At 36.5% G+C, this 25,452-nt stretch carries 18 protein-coding genes; 8 read left to right on the top strand and 10 right to left on the bottom strand.

Translation table 11 applies throughout. The annotated features are described in order from the left end of the window. Nucleotides 1-13: 13 nt before the first annotated feature. The 4 genes from EKM00_RS03270 to panC form a co-directional block, all read right to left on the bottom strand. Nucleotides 14-1,981 (bottom strand): biosynthetic peptidoglycan transglycosylase, encoded by a 1,968-nt coding sequence (locus EKM00_RS03270; RefSeq protein ID WP_126515226.1) that lies wholly within the window; start codon nt 1,979-1,981, stop codon nt 14-16. Between the two features lie 378 nt (nt 1,982-2,359). Further along, nucleotides 2,360-3,721: a DNA repair protein RadA gene (radA, locus tag EKM00_RS03265; protein ID WP_126515225.1), complete on the bottom strand. Its 1,362-nt coding sequence runs from the start codon at nt 3,719-3,721 to the stop codon at nt 2,360-2,362. A 235-nt stretch (nt 3,722-3,956) separates the two neighbouring features. Then, on the bottom strand, nt 3,957-4,307 hold the full coding sequence (gene panD, locus EKM00_RS03260; protein WP_126451936.1) for an aspartate 1-decarboxylase: 351 nt from the start codon (nt 4,305-4,307) through the stop codon (nt 3,957-3,959). Nucleotides 4,308-4,321: 14 nt separating this feature from the next. Beyond that, a complete protein-coding gene (panC, locus tag EKM00_RS03255) occupies nt 4,322-5,170 on the bottom strand; it encodes a pantoate--beta-alanine ligase (protein ID WP_126515224.1) in 849 nt (282 codons plus the stop codon). 108 nt (nt 5,171-5,278) lie between these two features. Here panC and EKM00_RS03250 point away from each other — a divergent pair, with 108 nt between their 5' ends. The 7 genes from EKM00_RS03250 to EKM00_RS03220 all read left to right on the top strand — a co-directional run bounded on the left by EKM00_RS03250 (nt 5,279) and on the right by EKM00_RS03220 (nt 16,407). After that, the gene (locus EKM00_RS03250; protein ID WP_126451938.1) at nt 5,279-6,085 is read left to right on the top strand and encodes a glycogen/starch synthase; all 807 of its coding nucleotides are present in this window, start codon (nt 5,279-5,281) and stop codon (nt 6,083-6,085) included. Between the two features lie 20 nt (nt 6,086-6,105). Next, complete coding sequence (locus EKM00_RS03245; RefSeq protein WP_126515223.1) at nt 6,106-7,695, top strand: DUF4270 domain-containing protein; 1,590 nt, start codon at nt 6,106-6,108, stop codon at nt 7,693-7,695. Nucleotides 7,696-7,704: 9 nt separating this feature from the next. Beyond that, nucleotides 7,705-9,552, top strand: coding sequence for a glutamine--fructose-6-phosphate transaminase (isomerizing) (gene glmS, locus EKM00_RS03240; RefSeq protein ID WP_126515222.1), 1,848 nt, complete (start codon nt 7,705-7,707; stop codon nt 9,550-9,552). A 381-nt stretch (nt 9,553-9,933) separates the two neighbouring features. After that, a complete protein-coding gene (locus EKM00_RS03235) occupies nt 9,934-12,759 on the top strand; it encodes a carboxypeptidase-like regulatory domain-containing protein (RefSeq protein WP_126515221.1) in 2,826 nt (941 codons plus the stop codon). A gap of 33 nt (nt 12,760-12,792) precedes the next feature. Beyond that, nucleotides 12,793-14,286, top strand: coding sequence for an SGNH/GDSL hydrolase family protein (locus tag EKM00_RS03230; RefSeq protein WP_126515220.1), 1,494 nt, complete (start codon nt 12,793-12,795; stop codon nt 14,284-14,286). Nucleotides 14,287-14,544: 258 nt separating this feature from the next. Then, nucleotides 14,545-16,056 (top strand): F0F1 ATP synthase subunit beta, encoded by a 1,512-nt coding sequence (gene atpD / locus EKM00_RS03225; protein WP_073204939.1) that lies wholly within the window; start codon nt 14,545-14,547, stop codon nt 16,054-16,056. A gap of 69 nt (nt 16,057-16,125) precedes the next feature. Beyond that, nucleotides 16,126-16,407 (top strand): FoF1 ATP synthase subunit delta/epsilon, encoded by a 282-nt coding sequence (locus EKM00_RS03220; RefSeq protein ID WP_126457953.1) that lies wholly within the window; start codon nt 16,126-16,128, stop codon nt 16,405-16,407. A 167-nt stretch (nt 16,408-16,574) separates the two neighbouring features. Here the strand turns inward: EKM00_RS03220 and EKM00_RS03215 are convergent, their stop codons facing one another. The 4 genes from EKM00_RS03215 to EKM00_RS03200 form a co-directional block, all read right to left on the bottom strand. Continuing rightward, nucleotides 16,575-16,784, bottom strand: coding sequence for a helix-turn-helix domain-containing protein (locus tag EKM00_RS03215; protein ID WP_126451944.1), 210 nt, complete (start codon nt 16,782-16,784; stop codon nt 16,575-16,577). Between the two features lie 334 nt (nt 16,785-17,118). Continuing rightward, nucleotides 17,119-18,675 carry a phosphatase PAP2 family protein gene (locus EKM00_RS03210; protein ID WP_126515219.1) on the bottom strand — a complete coding sequence of 519 codons (1,557 nt, stop codon included), beginning with the start codon at nt 18,673-18,675 and terminating at the stop codon, nt 17,119-17,121. Further along, nucleotides 18,665-19,588, bottom strand: coding sequence for a hypothetical protein (locus tag EKM00_RS03205; RefSeq protein ID WP_126515218.1), 924 nt, complete (start codon nt 19,586-19,588; stop codon nt 18,665-18,667). Before EKM00_RS03205 ends, EKM00_RS03210 begins: the two co-directional genes overlap by 11 nt. A gap of 485 nt (nt 19,589-20,073) precedes the next feature. Continuing rightward, nucleotides 20,074-20,613, bottom strand: a complete 540-nt coding sequence (locus tag EKM00_RS03200) for a hypothetical protein (protein ID WP_126515217.1) — start codon at nt 20,611-20,613, stop codon at nt 20,074-20,076. A gap of 295 nt (nt 20,614-20,908) precedes the next feature. Here EKM00_RS03200 and EKM00_RS03195 point away from each other — a divergent pair, with 295 nt between their 5' ends. Then, nucleotides 20,909-22,048: an aminotransferase class I/II-fold pyridoxal phosphate-dependent enzyme gene (locus tag EKM00_RS03195; protein ID WP_126515216.1), complete on the top strand. Its 1,140-nt coding sequence runs from the start codon at nt 20,909-20,911 to the stop codon at nt 22,046-22,048. Between the two features lie 267 nt (nt 22,049-22,315). On the opposite strand, the gene rpoN is transcribed toward EKM00_RS03195, so the two are convergent. Together rpoN and asnS are read right to left on the bottom strand one after the other, a co-directional pair. Next, complete coding sequence (rpoN, locus tag EKM00_RS03190) at nt 22,316-23,782, bottom strand: RNA polymerase factor sigma-54 (protein WP_126451949.1); 1,467 nt, start codon at nt 23,780-23,782, stop codon at nt 22,316-22,318. A gap of 75 nt (nt 23,783-23,857) precedes the next feature. Further along, nucleotides 23,858-25,294, bottom strand: coding sequence for an asparagine--tRNA ligase (asnS, locus tag EKM00_RS03185; protein ID WP_126515215.1), 1,437 nt, complete (start codon nt 25,292-25,294; stop codon nt 23,858-23,860). Nucleotides 25,295-25,452 lie beyond the last annotated feature (158 nt).

The following is a 25,452-nucleotide window of genomic DNA, read 5'->3' as shown; positions in this document are numbered from 1 at the left end:
TTGTTTTTAATAATTAAAGATCAAATTCATCATCAACGGCTAAGGAATCCATTTTTATTTGCGTGGAATCTTGTACTTTGAATTTGATAAAAGATTTTGCAGGTCCTGAAATCAATATTGGTAAGGTCTTGTAAATCGTGTCTTCAGAAGTCAAAAGTCCTCTTCGAAACATAATATTCGTTAAGAACGATTCTTGTTGTACAGCAAAATCTTTCAACATCCCTAGATCGTTAAACTGATACATGAATTTCTTAGGACTTGGAATGATTCTAGCAAGATACAAGCATTCGTTCAGCGATAATTCCAAAGGTGTTTTTTGAAAGTAAAATTGACTTGCTTCGCCAATTCCATATACATTTGGACCCCATTCGATAATATTAAAATACACTTCGAGCATGCGTTCCTTGCTTACAATCCGGTTGTTTTCCAGAATATAAACCAATAAAATTTCTTCCAGTTTACGGGAAACAGTTTTTTCCCGACTCAGAAAAACATTTTTCACTAATTGCATGCTGATGGTACTGGCGCCGCGGGAAAACTTTTTAGTTTTTATGTTTTTGATGATGGATTGTTTGAAAGCTTCGCTGATAAAACCACGATGCGAAAAGAAAGAAGGATCTTCCGTTGTCAAAACCGACTTTCGTAAATAGGGTGAAATTTGGTCCAGTGGCGTGAAATTTGGATTAGCAGAGCCCACTAAAACCGGACGTTGCAACACGTTCTTTATAAGTGCGCGATACACAAATTCGCCATTGAGTTTGTTCAGGTTGGCTTCACCGTATTTTGTAATTTTTAGATTTTCTTTTTTTAGTTTGCTGTCAAAAACCAGTTGATTGGGTTTGTTTTGGTTGAATGCAAAGTCCAATTTGTAATCAAAAGTACCACTGGCTTTCATGCCTTGAAAATTGGCAAATAAACCGTCTGGAAGCGAAGTGATAAAATCCTGCGCGTTCATTTTTGGAATATTCACTTTGAGTTTATAAATCGTGTCTTTTTCAGTTTCATAAGCCACATAAGGATGAAGTTTTATCTTGTTTAACTGAACTGTTGAGGTGCTGTCAATCGAAATAAAATCAGAACCCAAAAGAAAACGGTAGTCAAATTTGGCGTTTTTTAGCAATACATCTTTGCTGGCGATTTTAGGGTGGTTGAGTTTTAAATTAGCAATAGCCATAAACCCATCGATATGCAATTCATCACCGTCTTTATCTATGTTTTGAATATTCAAACGAATGGAGTCAAAGCTTGATTTTAGGTTGAACCGCTCGTCTAAATACGGCATTTTGATGGCACCGGTGTCGATATTAACGAATCTAATATCGGCTTTTTTATTTCTGGGATCGGCAAATCCTTTAATTTTCCAGTGCTGAGTAAAGGTGTTGGTTTGCACTTGAATAGCAGTTTCAAGTTGCTTGTTGACCAATCGCAATTTTTGGAAATTGATGTTTGTTTTTTTTTCGTTATCGTTAATTCGGATCGAAAGATTGTTCAGAATCATATCAGTTGGAACTAAATTTAGTACTTTTGAGATGATTCTGTAGGCAAATTGAGCGTAATCTCTTTTCTCATTTTGTACTGGTGTTTGATTGTCCCTCTTTAAAAAAGCATCGTAATTTCCCTTTTTTCCTTTTTTTACTAATTGAATAAAACCATTCTGAACCTCTAAAGTACCAAGTTGTAGGTCGCCGGTTGTCAAATGCCACAAATTAACGCTGGTTTTTAATTTTTTAATTTTAAAAAGCGTATCGGCATTTTTTGGAACCAAAATGATTTCAGTAAGATTTAGACCGGACAATCCTTCAAAAGAAGCTTTTTTTATCGTAAAAGTACTGTTGTAATCCATTTTCATTTCATGGGAAACTTTTGCAATGGTTTGCTGTAAAACGGCATCACGAAAGAGGTAAAAAGCAATAATTATAGTGGTAAACAATACAAAAAGTATTTTTGTTGCTAGAATTATGTTTTGTTTTTGGGTTTTCATAAACAGTTTTAAAAATAAAAGAATCTAAAATACAAGGCGTTTATAATATTATTCATAAAGAAAAGGAAAATAATACTAAAGCTGAGTTTTTTATAATTTTCTTTATAGTTTTGATTGGATAAAATGAATACTATTCCATTTTAGGACATAAAAAAACTACAACATTTCTGCGTTGTAGTTTTTGATATTAGCGGCAGCAGTGCCATTAGTAATTGGATTTCGGTTTTTTATATCCCGATAACGGATTTGCAATCCGTGCCCTTAGAGTATTTGAAAACAAATCAAGACTACAACTTCTGCATCGTAAACCAATCAATTACAATTAGTTGCAACACTAAATGTATAAGAGAAACGTTATTTTAGATTTGTCAACAAATATCATCCAAACAACTCACTCGCCACATCTTCAATTTTGGCTACTAATCGAATGTTAATTCCGGTATTTTTCAATGCAATTTTATTATATTTAGAAACAAAAATGGTCGAAAAACCTAATTTTTCCGCTTCCTGAATGCGTTGGTCCACGCGGTTTACCGGACGTATTTCACCGGAAAGTCCCACTTCGCCGGCAAAGCAAAAACCTTTATTGACCACAATGTCTTCATTCGAGGACAAAATGGCGGCAACTACAGCCAAATCTATCGCTGGATCATCTACTGAAATTCCTCCGGTTATGTTCAGGAAAACGTCTTTGGCGCCAAGCCTAAAACCGGCTCTTTTCTCTAAAACGGCTAGAATCATATTAAGTCTTTTGGCGTTATACCCCGTCGTGCTGCGTTGTGGCGTTCCATAAACGGCGGTGCTTACCAAGGCTTGAATTTCAATCATCAACGGGCGCATGCCTTCTAAAGTTGAAGCAATTGCTGTTCCCGATAATTCCTCGTCTTTATGCGAAATCAGTATTTCGGATGGATTCGAAACTTCGCGTAAACCATTGCCCAGCATTTCATAAATACCAATTTCAGCAGTGGATCCGAAACGGTTTTTTAACGAACGTAAAATGCGATATACGTGATTTCGGTCACCTTCAAACTGCAAAACTGTGTCCACCATGTGTTCTAGGATTTTTGGTCCGGCAATGTTACCGTCTTTGGTGATATGACCAATCAGAATCACTGGAATATTAGTTTCTTTGGCAAATTTGATTAGTTCGGCAGTGGTTTCCCGTATTTGAGAAATACTGCCGGGAGTGGATTCGATATAATCCGTATGCAAGGTTTGAATGGAATCGATAATCACGATTTCCGGTTGTATGGCTTCAATTTGCTTGAAGATGTTTTGGGTTTTGGTTTCGGTAAGAATATAGCAATTGTCACCGCTGGGCGTGATTCTTTCGGCACGCATTTTTATTTGTTTCTGACTTTCCTCGCCTGAAACATATAAAGTTTTATACGGTAATTTTAAAGAGATTTGGAGCAACAGTGTGCTTTTTCCTATGCCGGGTTCACCACCTAAAAGGATCAAGGAGCCGGGAACGATTCCGCCACCCAGAACGCGATTTAGTTCGCCATCTGTCGTGTCCATTCGGATTTCCTGAGCAGAATCAATTTCGTTTATTCGTAACGGTTTTGGTGCTTTACTGCTAGAAGTAGTTTCGCTTTTCCAAGCTGTTTTTTCTTGTTTCTGTATAATTTCTTCTGCTATTGTATTCCATTCTTTACAGGAATTGCATTGTCCTTGCCATTTGGCATATTGTGCGCCACAGTTTTGGCAAAAAAAAGTTGTTTTTACTTTTGACATTATTTTTTTGGTATTTGGCTTTTCATAGCATCCTGTTTTTCTAGTAGCAACCGTTTGGTTAAAGTACGGGTATTTAACGCTCACTAGGAGAAGCAATATACTACATTATAAAAAATTAGCCACTGTTGCTTTTATTTTTCTTATTTAAAAAATAGAGCATCAGTGGCTGGAAGTGACAAGGGCCTTTTGCGTATCATAAACGATACCATAAAGAGCCGTTTTAGAATGGAATGTTTTAGGTCAAAGAATTGTCTTTTTCATTGGGAAAAACAACCCAAGGCTTGAAGGTTTTGGCTTCTTCAAATTCCATTGTTGCGTATGAGATGATGATGATGATGTCGTCTTTTTGCACTTTTCTGGCCGCAGGTCCGTTGAGGGTTATGGTTCCTGAATTTCTTTCGCCTTTGATGGCGTAGGTTTCAAAACGTTCACCATTATTGATGTTTACAATAGACACTTTCTCCCCCTCAATGATGTTAGAAGCATCCAGTAACGTTTCGTCAATGGTAATACTTCCGATATAATTCAGATCGGCTCCCGTTACTTTAACGCGGTGAATTTTTGATTTTAAAACTTGAATTTGCATGCTACAAAAGTAAATTAATTTAATGAAATGGTGTCAATCAAACGAATATTGTTGACTATTACAACAATAAAAGCACGGTATTTTTTATTTTTATGTTTTCGGGTACACGGAAGCAGGGTTGCTTCATCAGCAATAACGAAATATTCCAATACAAAAGTAGGATTGTTCCGGAATGATTTTTGAACCCATTCTGAAATTTCGGCGGTACTTTTTGTAAAAAATTGGGCTTTTACAGAAGTTAAAATTTTGTAGATGATTGCGGCTTCGATTCTTTCCAGAGCTGATAAACGTTCATTTCTGGAACTCATGGCCAGATTGTTAGGCTCTCTAAAAATGGGACAACCAATTATGGTTATGTCTAAATGGTTTTTAGCTACCATTTTTTTTACGATTTGCAATTGCTGAAAATCTTTTTCCCCAAAATAAGCTTTTGTAGGTTGAACAATCTCAAATAGACGTTTTACAATTGTACCGACACCATTAAAATGCCCAGGCCTGAACTTGCCTTCCATTTGATTTTCAAGTCCATCAAAATCAAAATGTTCTGCAAGGGGTGTTCCATCATAAACATCCGCCACCGCAGGGGCGTATAAAATGATATTTGGATTCAAAGCCGTAAGTTTTTTTACGTCTTCATCTAATGTTATTGGGTATTTTGCCAGATCTTCGGAATTGTTGAATTGCGTAGGATTGACAAAAATACTCACTACCGTATTCTCATTTTCCAACAATGATTTTTGCATTAATGCCAGATGGCCTTGGTGTAAAGCACCCATAGTTGGAACAAATCCAATGGTGGAGTGAAGTGCCTTTATAGGTTTCAAATAGTCCATTAAAGATCCTTTTCCGCAGAAAATAGGCATGACTGTATTATTAAAATTAAATGCAAACTTACTATTTTAGTTAATAACTGCATAAATTATTGTAATTTTGCACTGTTTTTATTGCCAATAAATTAAGTAAATTACAATATGAAAGATAAGAGGATATTATACGTATCATCTGAAGTGGTGCCTTATCTCGCTGAAAATGAGGTTTCTTTGATGTCTTATGACGTTCCAAAAATGATTAACGATCAAGGCGGACAAATAAGAATTTTTATGCCAAGGTATGGGAATATTAACGAGAGAAGACATCAGTTGCACGAAGTTATCAGACTTTCGGGCATGAATTTGGTAGTAAATGATTTGGATATGCCGCTGATTATTAAAGTGGCATCTATACCAAAGGAACGAATACAAGTGTATTTTATTGATAATGATGAATATTTCAAGCGTAAAGCAACTTTTGCAGATGAAGAAGGCGTCATGTATCCAGATAATGATGAGCGTGCTATTTTCTTTGCAAAAGGCGTGGTAGAAACCGTAAAAAAACTCAATTGGGTGCCAGATATTATACATGTTCATGGCTGGATGGCGGCAATGTTGCCCATTTACATGAAACATTATTATAAAAATGAGGCATTGTTTTCAGAGACAAAGATCGTTACATCGGTTTACAGTCAGTCTTTTGAAGGAAGTTTAGATGCTGGAATGATTAATAAAGTAAAATTTGATGGCATACCTAAAGAAGATATAGCTGATCTAGAAATCCCGGATTATGAAAATATTATTAAGGCCACAATAAAACATTCTGATGCTGTGATTATTGCCTCGGAAAACCTGTCTTCAAGTTTAACAAAATTTATAGAATCTTCAGGGAAACCTTTTTTATCTTTCGTCCCGAAAGACGCATTCGCGGAAGCCTATACTAATTTCTACAGAAACGAGGTTCTTTAAATTAAACTTTTTTATTAAATATGTACAATAATTCTTTCTTTAAGAAAATTCTGGTAGTGGCAAGTATTGCTTTTTTATATTCTTGTGATAAAGATTATAATGAAATTGGAGCGGGTTTAATAGGTGAAAATAATTTTAACCTAGAAAAAGAAACGTATGATGTAATAGCCTACAATCAAAAAACAGGGCCAATACAATCTAATAATTTGGCAGTAAGCCCTCTAGGGATTTTTAATAATCCTAATTTCGGCGAAGTAACAGCAAATTATGGTACACAATTGACATTGGTCACTCCTATAACTACTATAGGTGCAAACCCTTATATAGAAAGTGTAATCTTGACAATTCCATATTTTAGCACATTGACCTCCTCGTCTACCACAACGGGAAATGTGTATCGCTTAGATTCAATTTATGGTGCCGAAAAAGCTAAAATGAAAATTAGCATCTATGAGTCGGGTTACTACATGAGAGATGCGAATCCGGTAGGTGGTTTTCAACAGGCTCAAAATTATTTTACAAACCAAAATACAGAATTTGATAATGTTAAAGTATCCAATCGTTTAAATGACGCTGTGGATACAGCACAAAACGATGCTTTTTTCTTTAATCCTGCGGAGCATGTAGTTGCGGTTACGGATTCCTTAACTAGTGCTGTTACCACAACAAGAACGGCTCCGGGAATGCAAATCAGTCTAAATAGAGGCTATTTTAAGACAAGAATAATAGATGCTGTTGCTTCGGGAAAATTAGCAACAAATGATGTTTTTAAAGACTATTTTAGAGGCCTGTACTTTAAAATGGAGAAAGCGGCAGGAAGTGCTGGTAATTTAGCAATGTTGGACTTTAAAGCAGGGAAAATCACAATAAAATATAATGAAGATTTGGCCTCAACCACGGGAGGGAACCCAACACGAGTTAAAAAAACCATAGTGATGAACCTGACAGGAAACTGTGTTAGTTTGTTAGAAAACAATTTTGGAAGTAGCGGACTTGCCTATAATGCTTTGCCTAATACGGGAAATACTTCGGAAGGAGACGAGAAATTATACCTTAAAGGGGGCCAAGGATCCGTTGCAGTATTGAGTCTTTTTAACACTCCGGGTCAGTTAGAAGCCATTAGGAACAGTGGCTGGTTGATCAATGAAGCAAGTCTTGTTTTTCATATTGATGCGGAGGCTATGTCAGGTAGTTATGAACCAAAAAGGATCTATCTATATGATTTTAATAATAATCGGCCTATTGTGGACTATTTTATGGACTTATCTTCTAATACTGCCAATCTTAAAAAAGCAAAAACAGTTTTTGATGGGAATATTAACGTAAACGCTACTTCAAAAAAAGGGTTGACATACAAGATCAGAATAACCAATCAAATACGAAATCTAATCAATGTGAAGGATTCAACTAATGTCAAATTAGGAGTTGTTGTTACCGAAGACATCAGTGTATTTCCTTCCCATATATTGAGAACTCCTAATTCCTTCATCACTGGAGCGCCAAAAGCTTCTGTTATGAGTCCTTTGGGAACTATTTTATACGGTTCTAAATCTACCGTACCATCAGATAAACGATTGAAACTTGAAATTTTTTATACAAAACCAAATTAAACCAAATTTATGTGTGGAATCGTTGGATATATAGGTTATAGAGAAGCTTATCCTATTGTAATAAAGGGATTGAAAAGGCTTGAGTACAGAGGGTATGATAGTGCTGGAGTCATGCTATATGATGGCGAAAACTTGAAACTGTGTAAGACAAAAGGAAAGGTTTCTGATCTGGAGGAGAGCGTTTCTTCTAGCATTACTACCAACGGAACAATTGGAATAGGTCACACACGTTGGGCTACGCATGGAGTTCCTAATGATGTAAATTCGCATCCGCATCTTTCTAATTCTGGAGATTTGGCTATAATCCATAACGGAATTATTGAAAACTATTCTCCCTTAAAAGCAGAGTTGATAAAAAGAGGGTATGTATTTCATTCAGATACGGATACCGAGGTGTTAGTGAATCTAATTGAAGAAGTACAAAAAAAAGACAATCTAAAATTAGGCAAAGCAGTCCAGGTCGCTTTAAACCAAGTGGTGGGCGCTTATGCAATTGCTGTCTTTGATAAAAAAAATCCTAATGAAATTGTGGCTGCCCGTCTGGGAAGTCCACTGGCTATAGGTGTTGGAGAAGGAGAATTTTTCATTGCCTCTGATGCTTCCCCATTCATAGAATATACATCGAATGCTATTTATTTAGAGGACGGTGAAATGGCGAATATCAGGTTGCACAAACCGATGAAAATCCGGAAAATTAAAGATGATTCTTTAGTAAATCCAAATATTCAGGAACTTCAAATGAATTTGGAGCAAATTGAAAAAGGAGGATATGATCATTTCATGCTGAAAGAAATTTATGAGCAGCCAAGTGTTATCAAAGATACTTATCGTGGAAGGCTTCATGCTAATCAGGGATTGATTCAAATGTCTGGTGTGGAAGATAATTTAGAAAAATTTTTAAACGCCGATAGAATTATAATCGTTGCTTGCGGTACTTCTTGGCATGCCGGTTTAGTTGCGGAATATATATTTGAAGAATTTGCCCGTATCCCAGTTGAAGTTGAATATGCATCAGAATTCCGATATAGAAATCCTATAATTAATAGTAAAGATATTGTGATCGCCATCTCTCAATCTGGAGAAACGGCAGATACAATGGCGGCAATTAAGTTGGCCAAAGAAAACGGGGCATTTGTTTTTGGAGTATGCAATGTGGTGGGTTCTTCTATTTCTAGAGAAACACATGCGGGAGCCTATACACATGCCGGACCTGAGATAGGTGTTGCTTCGACCAAGGCTTTTACCACTCAAATTACGGTTTTGACTATGATTGCGTTGCGCTTGGCTAAAGCCAAAGGGACATTGTCAAATTCTGTTTTTCATGCTTATTTACAGGAATTAGAAATTATACCTGAAAAAGTAAAAGAAGCTTTAGAGACAAACGACAGAGCAAAAGAAATTGCGGCGATGTTTAAAGATGCTCCAAATTGTCTTTATTTGGGGAGAGGCTATAACTTTCCTGTAGCGCTTGAAGGAGCCTTAAAGCTAAAAGAGATTTCCTATATTCATGCTGAAGGTTATCCTGCTGCTGAAATGAAACATGGACCAATTGCACTGATAGATGAACACATGCCAGTAGTCGTTATTGCGCCTAAACAAGGTCATTACGATAAAATTGTAAGTAATATACAAGAAATAAAATCCAGAAGTGGTAAAATTATTGCAGTGGTGACTAAAGGCGATACTCAAGTTAGGGAGTTAGCAGATTATGTTATCGAAATACCAGAAACTTCAGATGCTTTATCGCCGCTGATAACTACAATACCGTTACAGCTCTTGTCCTATCATATTGCTGTTATGCGGGAATGCAATGTAGACCAACCTCGTAATTTAGCAAAGTCGGTTACTGTAGAATAAAATATAATAGGGATATTATTGACATCCTTTTTAATAGTGCCAGCCTCGAAAGAAAAACTTTCGAGGCTTTTTTTATTAGTACTTTTTTTGTCTTTAATTTTTTTCCGAAATGCAAACGAATCATAAATGTTTGCTCTTTTGACACTTTTATCATATATCCAAAAATCAATAATAATTTTGTGATAAATGTATTTTTTATATGCATGCATAGTGAAATTTTGATTTTTTAATCTAAATTTTAACATTTTAAAATAAAATACAAATGTAGAATAACTGTAAATGAGGCAAAATTACTGATAAATATGAAATTTTTTAGCCGATTTTTTATTAATATCAAAAATATTTGTACTTTGGCTACATAAACCAACAAAATAGAACCCAATGAGAGTGTATTTACTTTTTTTGTCATTGTTTTTTTGCAATCTAACCTTTGCTCAAAACTCAATTTCAGGTATTGTTACAGATAGTAACAACCAACCAATTCCTGGAGCCAACATCAAGATAGTTGGAGATACTTCTGGCACAATTACGGATCTTGATGGTTCTTTTGTATTGCAATCCTCTAAAAAACTACCTTATTCAATTGAGGTGACCAGTGTGGGGTTTGTTTCCCAACAAATTAGTGTTGTTTCCAGTAGTCAAAAACTATTCATAATTCTTCTAGACGAAGAGAATAAATTAGATGAAATTGTCGTTTCTGCTTCAAGAACACCAGAACGAGTGATCGAGTCCCCGGTTACTATTGAAAGAATGGGAATTCAGCAGATAAAAAACACCACAGCGCCAACTTTTTATGATGGTTTAGAAAACCTGAAAGAGGTGCATTTTAATACCAGTAGTATTTCCTTTAAATCGATCAATACAAGAGGTTTTTCAACTGTCGCCAACACGCGTTTTATGCAATTGGTAGACGGAATGGATAATTCCTCTCCGGCCTTAAACTTTGTTTTGGGAAATTTAATAGGACTTTCTGATATTGATGTTGCTAACGTAGAATTACTGCCAGGAGCTTCCTCTGCATTGTATGGTGCAAATGCTTTCAATGGTATTTTATTTATGAACAGTAAAAATCCGTTCACAAATCAAGGAATCAGTACTTATGTAAAATATGGACAAACAACCCAGAAAGCAGCAGGAACTAATGATTATTTTGATTTTGGACTTAGAGCTGCTAAAGCGTTCAGCAAGCATTTTGCCGCCAAAGGGAATTTTAATTTTTTGAGGGCTACTGAATGGATTGCTGCTGATCAAAGGAGTGTTACTGGCGGATCAATAGGTCATGCTAATAATCAAAATTATGACGGATTAAATTTATACGGTGATGAGGTAACCACTTTTATCACTAATGTTGGTCAGGTAAGCAGAACGGGATACCGAGAACAAGACCTGAATGACAATAAAGTAAGAAGTGTAAAGGCAGATTTTTCTTTACATTTTAAACCATGGGAAGGGGAAACCGAAATTATATTACAGCACAAAATAGGTTTGGGGAGCACTATTTATCAAGGAGCGAATAGATATGCGCTTAATGATTTCTTTATGCAACAAACTAAAATAGAAGTAAAAGGGAAAAATTTCTTTGTGAGAGGGTATGTTACTGATGAAGATGCGGGGAATTCCTATGACATGCGTTTTGCTGCTTGGAATGTAAATAGAGCGGCAAAATCAGATACAGAATGGTTTACGAACTATGCTACAGCATATCAACTTTCAGGGGCAGTTTTGGGAACTAATGCGCAGTTGTCTGCCGCCAATGCAAGGAACTATGCCGATTACAATATTAAACCGGCTGGACTTCCTTTTTTGCCAACTCCAACAGGGAGTGCAAGATTTGAACCGGGTTCGGTACAATTCAATCGTGCTTTGGCGGCTGCAATCGCGGAACCGGATCTAACCAAAGGAGCTAAATTTATTGATCAATCAAAAATTTACCATTCAGATGTAAATTATAATTTTAAAGATCTCATAAAATTTGCAGAGATCCAATTAGGAGGGTCATTCAGACAATATGAAATGAATTCTCAGGGAACAATTTTTACTGATTTTGATGGTCCTTTACGTTATAACGAGTATGGTGCTTATACGCAATTAACTAAAAAATTCTTAGACGACCGATTGAAATTTACTGGGTCTGCACGGTACGATAAAAGTCAAAATTTTAATGGAAATATATCCCCACGTGTCTCTTTAGTGTATTCTGCGGGAGAGTCAAAAAGACATAATTTCAGGGTTTCTTATCAAACTGGTTTTAGAAATCCAACAACTCAAGACCAGTATATTGGTCTTGACTTAGGGCCATTTGCTCTAATTGGTTCAGCTCCTGAAAACTTAGATCGTTTTACAGAGGTTAGAGGAGTTAGTGCGGCGGGACAAGCAATGGGCGTTCCTGCTACGTTAACATTAACAGGACAAAATGCGTATAATAATTCGTTTACGCTAGCTTCAGTTCGGGCTTTTAGTGCGGCAATAGCGGCTAATCCAGCTAATGTTCCGGCTGCAGCAGCTTTGTTGCAAGTGGCTAATATAGGGCTGGTAAAGCCAGAAGAAGTTCAAGCACTTGAGCTAGGATATCGTACGGTTGTAAATAATGACTTATCAATTGATATTAATGGATATTACAATGTGTATAATGATTTCATGAATGTTTCAAGAGTAATTAGTCCTTATTATGGGGACGTTAACACGACATTTGATTTTGGCAATCCGGCAACTTTAGCGACACTTTCTGCTTTAAGTAACGGAGATAGAAGGGTGTATCAAGTGTATACCAATACCACTGCGAAAATTACGTCTCAAGGGTTTGGAGTAGGCTTATCTAAAAAAGTGTATAAAGATTTTGAGGTTGGTGTCAATTATAACTTTGCTGAATTTAGTTTCGATCAAGCAGAAGATCCAGGTTTTGTAGCTGGTTTCAATACTCCAAAACATAGGGTTAAAGCGTCTTTAGGAAATGATAAATTATTCAAAAATTTTGGGTTTAATATCAATGTGAGATACAATACGGAATATTTATGGCAGTCCTCGTTTGCTGATGGAATTGTTCCTGAATATACAGTCTTAGATGCTCAGATTAATTATGGTTTTCCGTTCTTAAAATCAGTGCTTAAAGTAGGAGCTACTAATTTAGGAGGAAGGGATTATATTCAGGTAATTGGAGCGGGTGCCATCGGACAACAATGGTTTGCTTCTTGGACAATTAATCCGTAATTCAGAAAAGTCAATAATTTTAAAAAATATATTATGATAAAAAATTTCAAATGGCTGTTGTTGATTTCGCTAACCTTCGCAGCATGTAATAACGAGGATGAGGTAGTCGTTGAAGAGCCGCTAACTGCAGGTTCTGCAGATTTCTCTAAATTTGTGGCTTTAGGAGATTCATTTGCGGCAGGATATAGTGATGGTGCTCTTTTTAAAGCGGGTCAAAAAAATTCATATCCAAATATTATGGCAGAGCAATTCGCTTTAGTTGGTGGAGGTGTTTTTACAAATCCATTTATGGCTGACGATAATAGAGGAGGTTTTTCTAATGGGGGGAATCAAATTCCACAATTTCCAACTCGTTTGTATTTCAATGGTGCTGGGCCTGTAAATGTTTCAGGTGTTTCGGGAACAGTTTTTGGCACTAGTATTTCTGGAGCATACAGCAATATGGGTGTTCCAGGTGCGAAAGCTATACACTTAGGAATTGCAGGATACGGGCAAGCGAACCCATACTTTGGCAGATTTGCAAAAACCGCAATGTCAAGTATGGTTAAAGATGCTACAGATCAAAATCCAACTTTTTTCTCCTTGTTTATTGGAGGGAATGATGTTTTAGGATATGCTACTAATGGTGGTATTCCTACTTCGCAAGATCCTGTTGCGGGAAATGATATTACTCCGGCAGGCACATTTAACGCGGCTTACAATGCTTTAGCTGTTGCTCTTGCTGCAGGAGGAAGAAAAGGAGTTGTAGCAAATTTACCATATATCAACAATCTTCCGTTTTTCACGACGGTTCCCTATAACCCAATTCCATTGGATGCTGCCACTGCAGCACAATTGAATACACAGTTGCTAGGGCCTGTAAAACAAATTCTTTCTGCTTTGGGCGCTGGAAGCAGAATCAAAACACTGTCTGCTTCAGCTACAAATCCGTTGTTGATAAGGGATGAAACTTTGGTAAACTACAGTGCTCAGATAACTGGTGCTTTGACTGCTGCTGGCGTTCCTGCATCTCAAGCTGGTTTAATGGGTAACTTATACGGTCAAGCACGTCATGCTAATGGAGGAGCAAATGTTGCTAATAAAGATTTTATATTACTTACTACCAGAACGGTTATTGGAACATCACAAGCTGGAATTCCGCCTCCATTTAATACAGTGGGGGTGACTTATCCATTACAAGATAATAGAGTTTTAACAGCTTCGGAGGTTTCTGAGATAAAGTTAGCTACTGATGCTTATAATGTAACGATAAAAGCTGCTGCAGATTCTAATGGCCTGGCTTTTGTTGATGCTGCGTCAATTTTAAATCAGTTGAATAACGGAGGAATTCGTTTTGGTACTTTTCACATGACAGCTGCTTATGTAACTGGTGGTACTTTTTCTTTAGACGGAGTTCATCCAAGTCCTAGAGGATATGCTTTGATTGCCAATAAATTCATAGAAGCCATAAATACTAAATATGGCTCTAACTTGAAAGGTGTTGATTTAGGGTTATACGGAATTCAATATCCGGCTTCTATTCAATAATTAGAATTTGATTTTTACATAATAACAACCACCCGTTTGATGACGTGGTGGTTGTTTATTTTAGTGACAACTCGGTCTTTTGTTAGTTTCTAAGTCGTTTCTAGATAATCTATTAAAAAAATATCTTTTTTTATAAAAAAATATCTTGATTTTATATTTTAAAAATTATCTTTGCACACTGAAAAAAGGGTGTAATCGATATGTTTCGATTGGTTCTGTTTCATAAACCTAAATAGCTATTTAATAAATACATAAGTGATGTCAAAAGTAATAGGAAAAGTTGCCCAAATCATTGGCCCAGTAGTTGACGTTGTTTTCAACGGTAAGGATGTTGAACTTCCAAAAATTTATGATTCATTAGAAATCACAAAAAAAGATGGTACACTATTAGTACTTGAAGTACAATCTCACATTGGTGAAAACACAGTACGTACCATTTCGATGGACTCAACAGATGGTTTGAGTAGAGGTTATGAAGTAGTTGGAACAGGAAATCCTATCCAAATGCCAATTGGTGCTGATGTTTACGGTCGTTTATTCAACGTGATTGGAGATGCAATTGATGGTTTAGGAAACTTGCCAAAAACAGGAGAAAACGGGATGTCTATTCACAGACAGGCACCGAAATTTGAAGATCTATCAACTTCATCTGAAGTTTTATTCACAGGTATTAAAGTAATCGATTTAATTGAGCCTTATTCAAAAGGAGGAAAAATTGGATTGTTTGGTGGTGCTGGTGTTGGTAAAACAGTATTAATTCAAGAGTTGATCAACAATATTGCAAAAGGTCACGGTGGACTTTCTGTATTCGCAGGAGTAGGGGAAAGAACACGTGAAGGAAATGACTTACTTCGTGAGATGCTAGAGTCAGGAATTATAAAATACGGAGATGAATTCATGCACTCTATGGAAAACGGAGGATGGGATTTATCTAAAGTAGATATGCCAGGAATGAGAGAGTCTAAAGCTACTTTCGTTTTCGGACAAATGAATGAGCCTCCAGGAGCTCGTGCTCGTGTAGCACTTTCTGGATTATCTATCGCTGAATATTTCCGTGATGGCGCAGGAACTGATCAAGGGAAAGATGTATTGTTCTTCGTGGATAATATCTTCCGTTTTACACAAGCAGGTTCTGAGGTTTCGGCACTTTTAGGCCGTATGCCATCTGCAGTGGGTTACCAACCAACATTGGCTACTGAAATGGGTGCAATGCAAGAGCGTATTACATCTACAAATAAAGGTTCTATTACATCGGTACAAGCGGTTTATGTTCCTGCGGATGATTTAACGGATCCGGCTCCGGCTACAACTTTTGCTCACCTTGATGCAACAACAGTATTATCTCGTAAAATTGCTGAGCTAGGTATTTATCCAGCGGTTGATCCATTGGATTCAACTTCAAGAATCCTTACTCCTCAAATTTTAGGTGATGAGCATTATGACTGTGCACAAAGAGTGAAAGAAATTTTACAAAAATACAAACAATTACAAGATATCATCGCGATCCTTGGTATGGAAGAATTATCTGAAGAGGATAAATTAGCCGTTTCAAGAGCGCGTCGTGTACAACGTTTCTTATCTCAACCTTTCCACGTTGCAGAGCAATTTACAGGATTAAAAGGAGTGTTAGTGGACATCAAAGATACTATCAAAGGATTTAATATGATTATCGACGGTGAATTAGATCACTTGCCAGAATCAGCTTTCAACCTTAAAGGTACTATTGAAGAAGCTATCGAAGCTGGAGAAAAAATGTTAGCGGAAGCATAAATTAATGTTCAGTTTACAGTCTCAGTATTCAGTACTGTGACTGTAAACTGAGACTGTAAACTAAAAAGTATGTTATTAGAAATAGTATCACCAGAAGCAAAATTATTTTCAGCAGAAGTAACTTCGGTTACATTGCCCGGAGTTGATGGAAGCTTTCAAATTTTGAATAACCACGCGCCAATCGTTTCTATTTTAGGAAAAGGTGTCGTGAAAATTACAGCTTCTACTTTTGCTTTTGCAAAAGAGGTAGTAGGTAAATTCACGAAGTTAGATGATCAAAATTATACGCTAACGATCACTTCAGGAACAATTGAAATGAAAGATAATAAAGTTATTATTTTAGTTGACTAAAATAATTTTGAGTTATAAATCAAAGCTTCACAATTTGTGGGGCTTTTTTTTTGGAGCTATTTCCAGCTGTCCACTATATCTTTTACAAAGCTTCCAGCCTTCAAAAGGCTGGAAGCTTTGTAAAAGAATGCCGTTTTCATCTGGGCTAAAAAGTCGAGAACAAGAGATTATTTATCCTTTACGAACTCCATAATATCTCCGGGTTGACATTCCAGAATTTTACAAATCAGTTCTAGAGTCGAAAATTGAATCACCTTTGCTTTCACGGTTTTCAAAATAGAAAGGTTGGCCGTGGTAATTCCCATTCGTTCCGCTAATTCATTGGAACGTATCTTCCGCTTTGCGAGCACAATATCTAAGTTGATGATAATAGACATGGTTATATTGTTAAATTATTTTCCGTTTCTATGATATTTCCTTTTTTAATAACATCAGAAAAAGCTAATAACCCAAATCCAATTGCAAGTAGTAAAAAATACAAAATAATGTCAGAAAGTATTTGGTCCTTTGGCGTCTGACTCATGTCCATCAGTCTAATTATAATCCCATAAACGCTTAACAGCAATAAAAGACAGCCACTTCTTTTAAATCTCTCTGCGCTTTTAAAATTAAAAAAGCCTAACTGGTTTCCAACATCTGTTAGGAGGTAGTTGATAAAATTAGATATTAAAACAAACCATTAAAACAAATCACCAACTTGATTATTCCTAGTTATTCGGCACCATCAATAAGAGCTCTTGCAATTGCAAAGCCACCCACTTTTTCGCCTAATTCAAGTCCTTTTTCACAATCGCTTCTATAATGAATGCATCCAAACATTCTGGAATCCGAAGCTTCTTTTGCCATAGCTACAAAACCTTTTGCTTTTGAAGGGATGAGATGTGATAAAACAACATAGGCTGCACCGCTGAAGGTGGAATGGCCGGATACATAAGCAGGGAAATTTGGAATCCCGGTTAATGTTTTTATAGACGGATCCATTTGTGATGGTCTTGGATTGAAGTACCTGTATTTTGCGTCCCAGCAGCAGATCGCCGCATCCATCATGGCAATATTTAGCAACGCTAGATTTCGTGCCCAGCGCACCTCACTATAATTGAGTGCTACAAATGACTCTGATGCAATTGCATTCCAGTGTCCCGGTGGCGTATAAGTTCCTACTCCATCAGCCCAAAAAGTAACAATTTCCATGTTTTTTCTAGTGGCATTTTTTCCATAGCTTTTTACTTCAGCTAATTCTTTTGCAAATTGTTCTGATTTTGTTGATGGTGGTGGAACCGGGCGACTGGCCACGACCATTTCAGGAGTCATAAGAAATGATTTTACTTTTCCAAATAATGGTAGCATTGGAGGTCTTGCTGGTATATCTAATGATTTCCATGGAGTTTCTCCGGTTGCTGCCGTTTGAGTTTCCAGTTGTGTCCAAAGCGCTTGATTGCCAATAGCAGCTGCTGTTCCGTCAGCAGTAGCTCTGGCGATAAATTTGGCTGCTATTTTTCTGCCTAGAATAATTCCGGCATCAACATCACTGCGAACATTGGCACCACTAATAATGCGATATAATTTTTGTTCCGCTGCCTTTTCTTGTATGTAAGCGATTTCTGTTGGGAATAATAATTTTAATAACTCAACCGTTACTCCTGCTAAAACAGCATCTTCAGAGGGATAGGAAGGCAAGTTGCTTTTTGGGATTAAAACCGGTAATGTAGCATCAACCGTAAAAGGTGCAGCTCTATTGTACAGTTTTTTATAATGCCAAGTTGCTATCATCGCATCGCATTGCGCCGCACTCACATAGGCATACGCTCTGGCTGCATAAGGCGGATTTGAGAATGGAAACTGCGGATTCGCAAACGGATTTGCTCCAGATGGTGCAGGGTAGGTTCCGTCTTCATTTTGATACGGCGGTCGATTGTGCCTTGCCACTAATGTTCGCGTGATTTCATTCCAACGCAAAACTCCTCCGGCACTCCAGTATTTTATGATGTTTCTTTGGTCTTGCGTGATGTTTGCCTGATAGCTTTTTATCTCATTTATTTCTCTTGTAAATGCCGCTGCAGTAGTTGCTATTGGTGCATCCAAAGAGAACTCATCCGGAGTAGTCAGTAAGAATGTTTTCCAGGTCCCTGCTAATTCGTCTGTATTGATAGGATTTAATTGAGGGAATTGCTCGTTGCGTTCTGTTAGCTCATCACTGCAAGATTGGTTCAATGTAAGAAACAGAACCAAAAGAGTGTAATAGGCTATTTTTTGTGTTTTATTTTTCATTTTCTTGTGCTGTTTTTTTTAAATTAAGGATGTAAAATAAACCACCGTAGGAGGTGTTTGATTGCCCAATATTTCTACCTTCCGTAACAAAATTGCACCCCCCAATAAGAGATAATCCCGGAATTTTCTGGACTGTGTATTTCGTATTCATGCCAATTTTTAAGGCATTCATAGTATTGCTCGGGAAAGGCATGTTGTTGGTAGTGATGTCAAATCCTCCGGATTGTGATACCCAATTGTCCAGAATCGCTTCGGCTATTAATCTAGTGGAACGATAGCCAATTCTCAAGTTTACAGAAATTGCATCTGGCATGTCTACTTCATTGGTGTAATGCATTTCGGTTGTGTAATAGGAATTTCTATCAATAATTATATTGGCCCTTTTTACATACGCTCCCGAAATAGTGGTAAAAAAATGACCTCTTTGATAATCACCCATGATGCGTAAAGATGCTGTCTTGCTTTTTAGGCCAAGACTCAAGGGTAAATAATCAGCTGAATAATCAGAAACTGGAGCCGAAAGTCCTCCCAAAGCATATAACGAGTAGGTAGCTTTACCAATTGTTTTTTCAATTGGCATGTATTTTATCGTTAGTGAAATATCTTGTAATCCTTTTTGGCCTTCCATTGTTCCAGTACTTGCATGTGTATCCACGTAAGGAAGACTGAAAATAATATTCAATTTATCAGAAACACCATAGTTTCCCATTAGAGCAATTGATTTTGTTGAAACAGTTCCCATATTAAGATTTCCTCTTTTGAAAGTCCCTTCCCAATACTTATCCCAGCTGCTGTACTGGTAAACGGCTCCAAAACAAAAATTATTTTTACTCATCATAATTCCGTCAATCTCGGTTTGAGCATTTATAAATAAAGGTGCCAAAAGCAGGCAGTTCAGATAAATTTTTTTCATTAAAAATGGTTTTTGGTTAATGGTTTTGGCCTTTTTTAGAATGGGTATTAGTATAAAATAGTACAATGACAATTTTTTACCAAAGACGGTCGGTGGTAAAAAAAATAGTGATTGTTTGTCTAGTAATATCGCTGTAAAACAAGATTTATTTTTGGCTTTCGCCAAAAAGGTTCTTTGAATTTACAAGGCTAAATGCATTGATTAAGGGCGTTTTTCAAACACAGAACTGTTCTGTAAATCCATTTTAGTCATGGTCCTAAAGGCTAGTTGTACAAAGTATACCAGAATAGCAATGCAAAATGGCCTATCAAATTATTCACAAAAGTGAATTCAGAAAACACAAAAACCTGTTTTGTATTTATAACGGGCACAATTTCTATCGAAAGGGTGTAATAAATGTACAGATGTAGCTAAAGCAATCATTAATTATCTTGACTTACAAAAACCGGATAAAAGCGAATGATTCCACTAAAATGAAAGAAGATTTAAACGAAATCAGGTGGTGAATACGATAAAGAAATGTACCCGGAATCTAACGCCTGGTTTGGCGTAATGATAGGTTCAGCAGAAAGCATCGCTGTTTTTGGATAAAAAGCTACGCAAACAGTATTATTTGGAATATAATCTTGAAGAAAAGACTTCATGAGTTTTTTAACCGGAGACTCTTTAGAGGAAGATCCATTAAATAATTGATTGTCAACAATATCTTTTAAATCCTGGCTTATTGCATCTTGATGTGCATTGCGCAGGTAATACAAACTTAGTATGTTATTTTGAATTCTTTTCTTGAAAATATGATACCTTTTATTGTTGATAACCACATCTTCATTGACGTACTCAAAATCAGTGTCTTCAATAAAAGAATATAAAGTTGCATTCAATTGGATTACTTCAAACGCTGTATCATGTCTTTTTTCCATAGTAGATACCCACGCTTGCTCTTCTTGATAAGCAAACATCAGATAGTATCCCATCACGTTGTAGAACAACGTTACTATTAAAAAAAGTGATGCAATTCGTTTCATAATTTCCCGAAAGTAGAAAACTATTTAATAAGTTAACATCTTCAATATTAATTTTAAGTTTTTTTTAACACAATTTTATAAAATTACAAAACGAAACCGTTTTCGGAAAAATTTGTAGATTTTTTTTTAATAGTTGTTTTTTAATTGTTAATTTTTATAGAATTATATTTTTTTGAATAATGAAACAAGATTCTCTATTAGAATTTCTATTTCAAAATTCATTAATTGGAAGAAATTAGTAAACAAAAATGGCGCAAAATCCATAAACCAAAAAAGATGCTTATTTTTGTGGACTATGAAACATTTCCCAGAAAATCTATCCGCTAAACTTGAAATTCGAAAGCAAAATAATGCGTTGCGAAAATTGCCTTTATCAAGTAAAAGAATTGATTTTTCTTCCAATGATTACTTGGGCTTTTCACAATCAGAAATTATATTTAATCATACGCACGAGTATTTAATTACTAATAATGTCATTCAAAACGGGGCGACGGGTTCCCGATTGTTATCCGGGAACCATAAGCTGTATCAAGAAACAGAAAACTGTATTGCCAGTTTCCACCAATCAGAAACAGCCTTGATTTTTAATTCGGGTTACAATGCCAATATTGGTTTTTTTAGTGCCGTTCCACAAAAAGGCGATTTGATTTTATACGATGAATTGTGTCATGCTTCTATTCGGGACGGAATCCAACTGTCGAAAGCCAAAGCCTATAAATTCAATCATAATGATTTTGAGGATTTAGAAAACTTGATTTTACGGAATCCAAACACTATTATTTATATCGTTACTGAATCAGTTTTTTCGATGGATGGTGATTGTCCAAATTTAGAAGAATTGGTTTCGGTTTCAACTAAACACAATTGTTATCTTGTTGTTGATGAAGCACATGCTTTGGGTGTTTTTGGCTCGATAGGAGAAGGATTAGTTCAAATGTTGGGTTTGCAAGAGCACGTTTTTGCTCGAATAATGACTTTTGGGAAAGGATTAGGTTGCCATGGAGCAGCAGTGCTAGGTTCGAATGAATTACGAGAATATTTGATAAACTTTGTCAGAAGTTTTATTTATACCACAGGGCTTTCGCCACATTCTGTTGCTGCGATTTTGGTTGCGTACCAGCATTTAGAAATCGATTCGGCTTCAATTTCAAAACTAAGAGAAAACATTATTTTTTTCAATCAGGAGAAGCATTTTTTAGGACTGAAACCTATGTTTGTTCGATCTAAATCAGCCATACAATCTGCGATTATTCCTGGAAATGAAAGAGTCAAAACCATTGCCAGTCAACTTCAAGAAAAAGGCTTTGATGTAAAAGCTATCTTATCTCCCACAGTTCCAGAAGGGCAGGAAAGACTGCGCATTTGTTTGCATAGTTATAACTCACAAGAAGAAATTTCGGAAGTGTTGCGATTGTTGTGCACTTTTCTTTTTTAGCCAGCGGATGCTTCGGATTTCAAGGATTAAAACAGATTAGTGCATTAACGTACTTCTTGCTGTAATTATGGGTTTACTTTTGATTGCAGATTAATCCTGAATTCAAATAATCAAAAAAGCATAAAGAATACGGGTGAATTGTATTGTAAACTATCGATACTTTATTAGGAAAGAAGCGATTAGTATTTAAACCTAATATGGTTTGTAAATTAATTTTTTATTGTATGTATTTTGAGTACTTAAATTGGTCCTTATTTAACGCATCGCCTATATTTTCTTTCTCATTCTCGCCACAGGAATATCGAGTTGTTCTCTGTATTTAGCAATGGTTCTTCTCGCAATTGGATATCCTTTTTCTTTTAGGATTTCGGCCAGTTGATCATCTGGAAGCGGTTTTTTCTTGTCTTCTTCCTCAATTGTATTTTGAAGGATTTTCTTGATTTCCAATGTCGAAACATCCTCGCCTTGATCGTTTTTCATGGATTCCGAGAAAAATTCCTTGATCAGTTTCGTGCCATAAGGCGTTTCTACATATTTGCTGTTTGCTACACGTGAAATCGTCGAAATGTCAAGGCCTACCATGTCGGCAATATCTTTTAAGATCATTGGTTTTAACTTGGTTTCATCACCATCCAGAAAAAACTCTTCCTGATAATGTGTAATCGCATTCATGGTTACAAAAAGGGTTTCCTGACGTTGGCGTATCGCATCGATAAACCATTTAGCTGAATCCAACTTTTGCTTTATAAACTGCACTGCATCTTTTTGCTGTGCCGATTTGTCTCGGGAATCCTTATACGTTTGCATCATTTCCTGATACTCTTTAGAAACGTGCAGAGAAGGAGCATTTCGACCGTTTAAAGTCAGTTCCAGTTCACCGTCTACAATTCTAATGGCAAAATCAGGAACTACGTTTTCTGTTATTTTATTGTTTCCGGTAAAGGATCCTCCTGGTTTTGGGTTCAGTTTTTCTATTTCGTGAATTGCTTTTTTAAGCTGCTCATTTGAAACATTGTATTTTTGTAACAGCTTGTCATAATGTTTTTTAGTAAACGCATCAAACTGATTTTCGATAATGTCAGTGGCCAGTTCTACGGATTCTGTCGGTGTTTTATGTTTTAATTGTAACAACAAACATTCCTGTAAATCTTGTGCGCCTACACCAGATGGTTCCAGTTCATGAATTACTTGCAGCATTTTTTCGACCATTTTCTCATCGGTATAAATGCCTTGCGTGAATGCCATATCGTCTACCATATCAGCAACACTGCGACGAATATATCCCATGTCATCAATACTTCCTACAAGGAATTCGGCAATATCACGCTCTTCATCATTCAGGATGAAGGTATTCAACTGATTGATTAAATCCTGATGAAAACTCACTGGCGCGGCAAAAGGCGTTTCGCGATCATCGTCATCATCACTATAATTGTTAGCCTGCGTTTTATAATCCGGAGTTTCGTCATTGCTTAAATATTCGTCAATGTTGATGTCTTCGGCGTCAATTCGCTCTGATTCCGCATCATCATAATCGTCATAATCTTCGTTTTCGAATTCATCCTTTTCATACTCATCTTCTTCTTTTCCAGTTTCCAAAGCTGGATTCTCGTTCATTTCTTCCAGTAAACGCTGTTCGAAAGCTTGCGTAGGCAATTGAATTAACTTCATCAACTGAATTTGTTGAGGAGATAATTTCTGTGATAATTTTAAATTTAAGAATTGCTTCAGCATTTTTATTGTTTAATCGGTTAACCGTTTATTTGTTGAATCGATTAACCGAATAACCGACTAACCGAATAAACTTTTTTAAAACTCCGCATTCATTGGCGTTCTTGGAAAAGGAATTACGTCACGAATGTTTGTCATTCCTGTTACAAACAATACCAATCTTTCGAATCCAAGTCCAAAACCAGAGTGAACCGCTGAACCAAATCTTCGGGTATCAAGATACCACCATAATTCTTCTTCATCAATTCCTAAGGCTTTCATTTTTTCAACCAAAACATCAAAACGCTCTTCTCTTTGAGAACCGCCCACGATTTCTCCAATCCCTGGGAAAAGGATATCCATCGCACGAACCGTTTTTCCGTCTTCGTTCAAACGCATGTAAAATGCTTTGATATTTGCCGGGTAATCAAACAAGATTACCGGACATTTAAAGTGTTTTTCCACCAAATAACGCTCGTGTTCTGATTGTAAATCAGCTCCCCATTCGTTGATGATATAGTTGAATTTTTTCTTTTTATTAGGCGTACAATCCCTTAAAATATCAATTGCTTCCGTATATGAAACTCGTTTGAAATTGTTTTCCAAAACAAAGTTTAGTTTGTCAAGCAACGCCATTTCGCTTCTTTCCGCAACTGGTTTTGATTTCTCTTCATCCAATAATCTTCCTTCCAGGAATTTCAAATCCTCTGGACATTTGTCCAAGGTGTATTTGATCACATACTGAATAAAATCTTCAGCAAGATCCATATTGTCATTCAAATCATTGAACGCCACCTCTGGCTCAATCATCCAAAACTCCGCAAGGTGACGCGAAGTATTCGAGTTTTCGGCTCTAAAGGTTGGTCCAAAAGTATAAATCTGACCCAAAGCCATCGCAAAAGTTTCTCCTTCCAGTTGTCCCGAAACCGTAAGATTTGTCTCTTTACCAAAGAAATCTTCCTTGTAATTTACTTTTCCGTCTTCAGTTCTTGGCGTTCCGTCAAATGGTAAAGCCGTAACTTTAAACATTTCTCCCGCACCTTCCGCGTCTGATCCCGTGATGATTGGCGTGTTCACATATACAAAACCTTTTTCCTGAAAATAACTGTGAACCGCATACGATAATACCGAGCGTACTCTCATAATCGCTCCAAACATATTAGTACGAACTCTTAAATGCGCATTTTCACGCAAGAAATCTAAACTCGGTTTATTCTTAGGTTGTATTGGGAATTTCTCTGCATCTGAATCTCCAAGGATTTCCAGTTGAGCTACCTGAATTTCAAATTTTTGTCCGGCACCTTTACTTTCTACCAATGTTCCTGTTACAGAAATCGCAGCTCCAGTGGTAATTCTTTTCAAGGTTTCATCTGGAGTGTTTTCAAAATCGACAACACATTGTATATTATTGATAGTCGAGCCATCGTTTAAGGCAATAAATTGATTGTTTCTAAAAGTTCTCACCCATCCTTTTGCATTCACTTCATGAAGCGTTGTTGTGCTATTTAGTAAGTCTTTAACTTTTGTATGTCTCATTTTAGGGGTATAATTAATATTAAATAGTGTCTTGTAATTGAACTGCAAATATAAATGATTTGTTTTAAAAGTCATTGCGAGGAGTGAAGCAATCTGGAGCTATTTCCCGCGATTCGCTATATCTACGCCCAAAAGCGTGGGATGCCGCTGCTATCGGG

Origin of the sequence: Flavobacterium sp. RSP15, from assembly GCF_003968755.1 — a bacterium.
Lineage (GTDB): Bacteria > Bacteroidota > Bacteroidia > Flavobacteriales > Flavobacteriaceae > Flavobacterium.
Note: the sequence above shows the minus strand (reverse complement) of the source record. Positions and strands in the feature narration are given on the sequence as shown.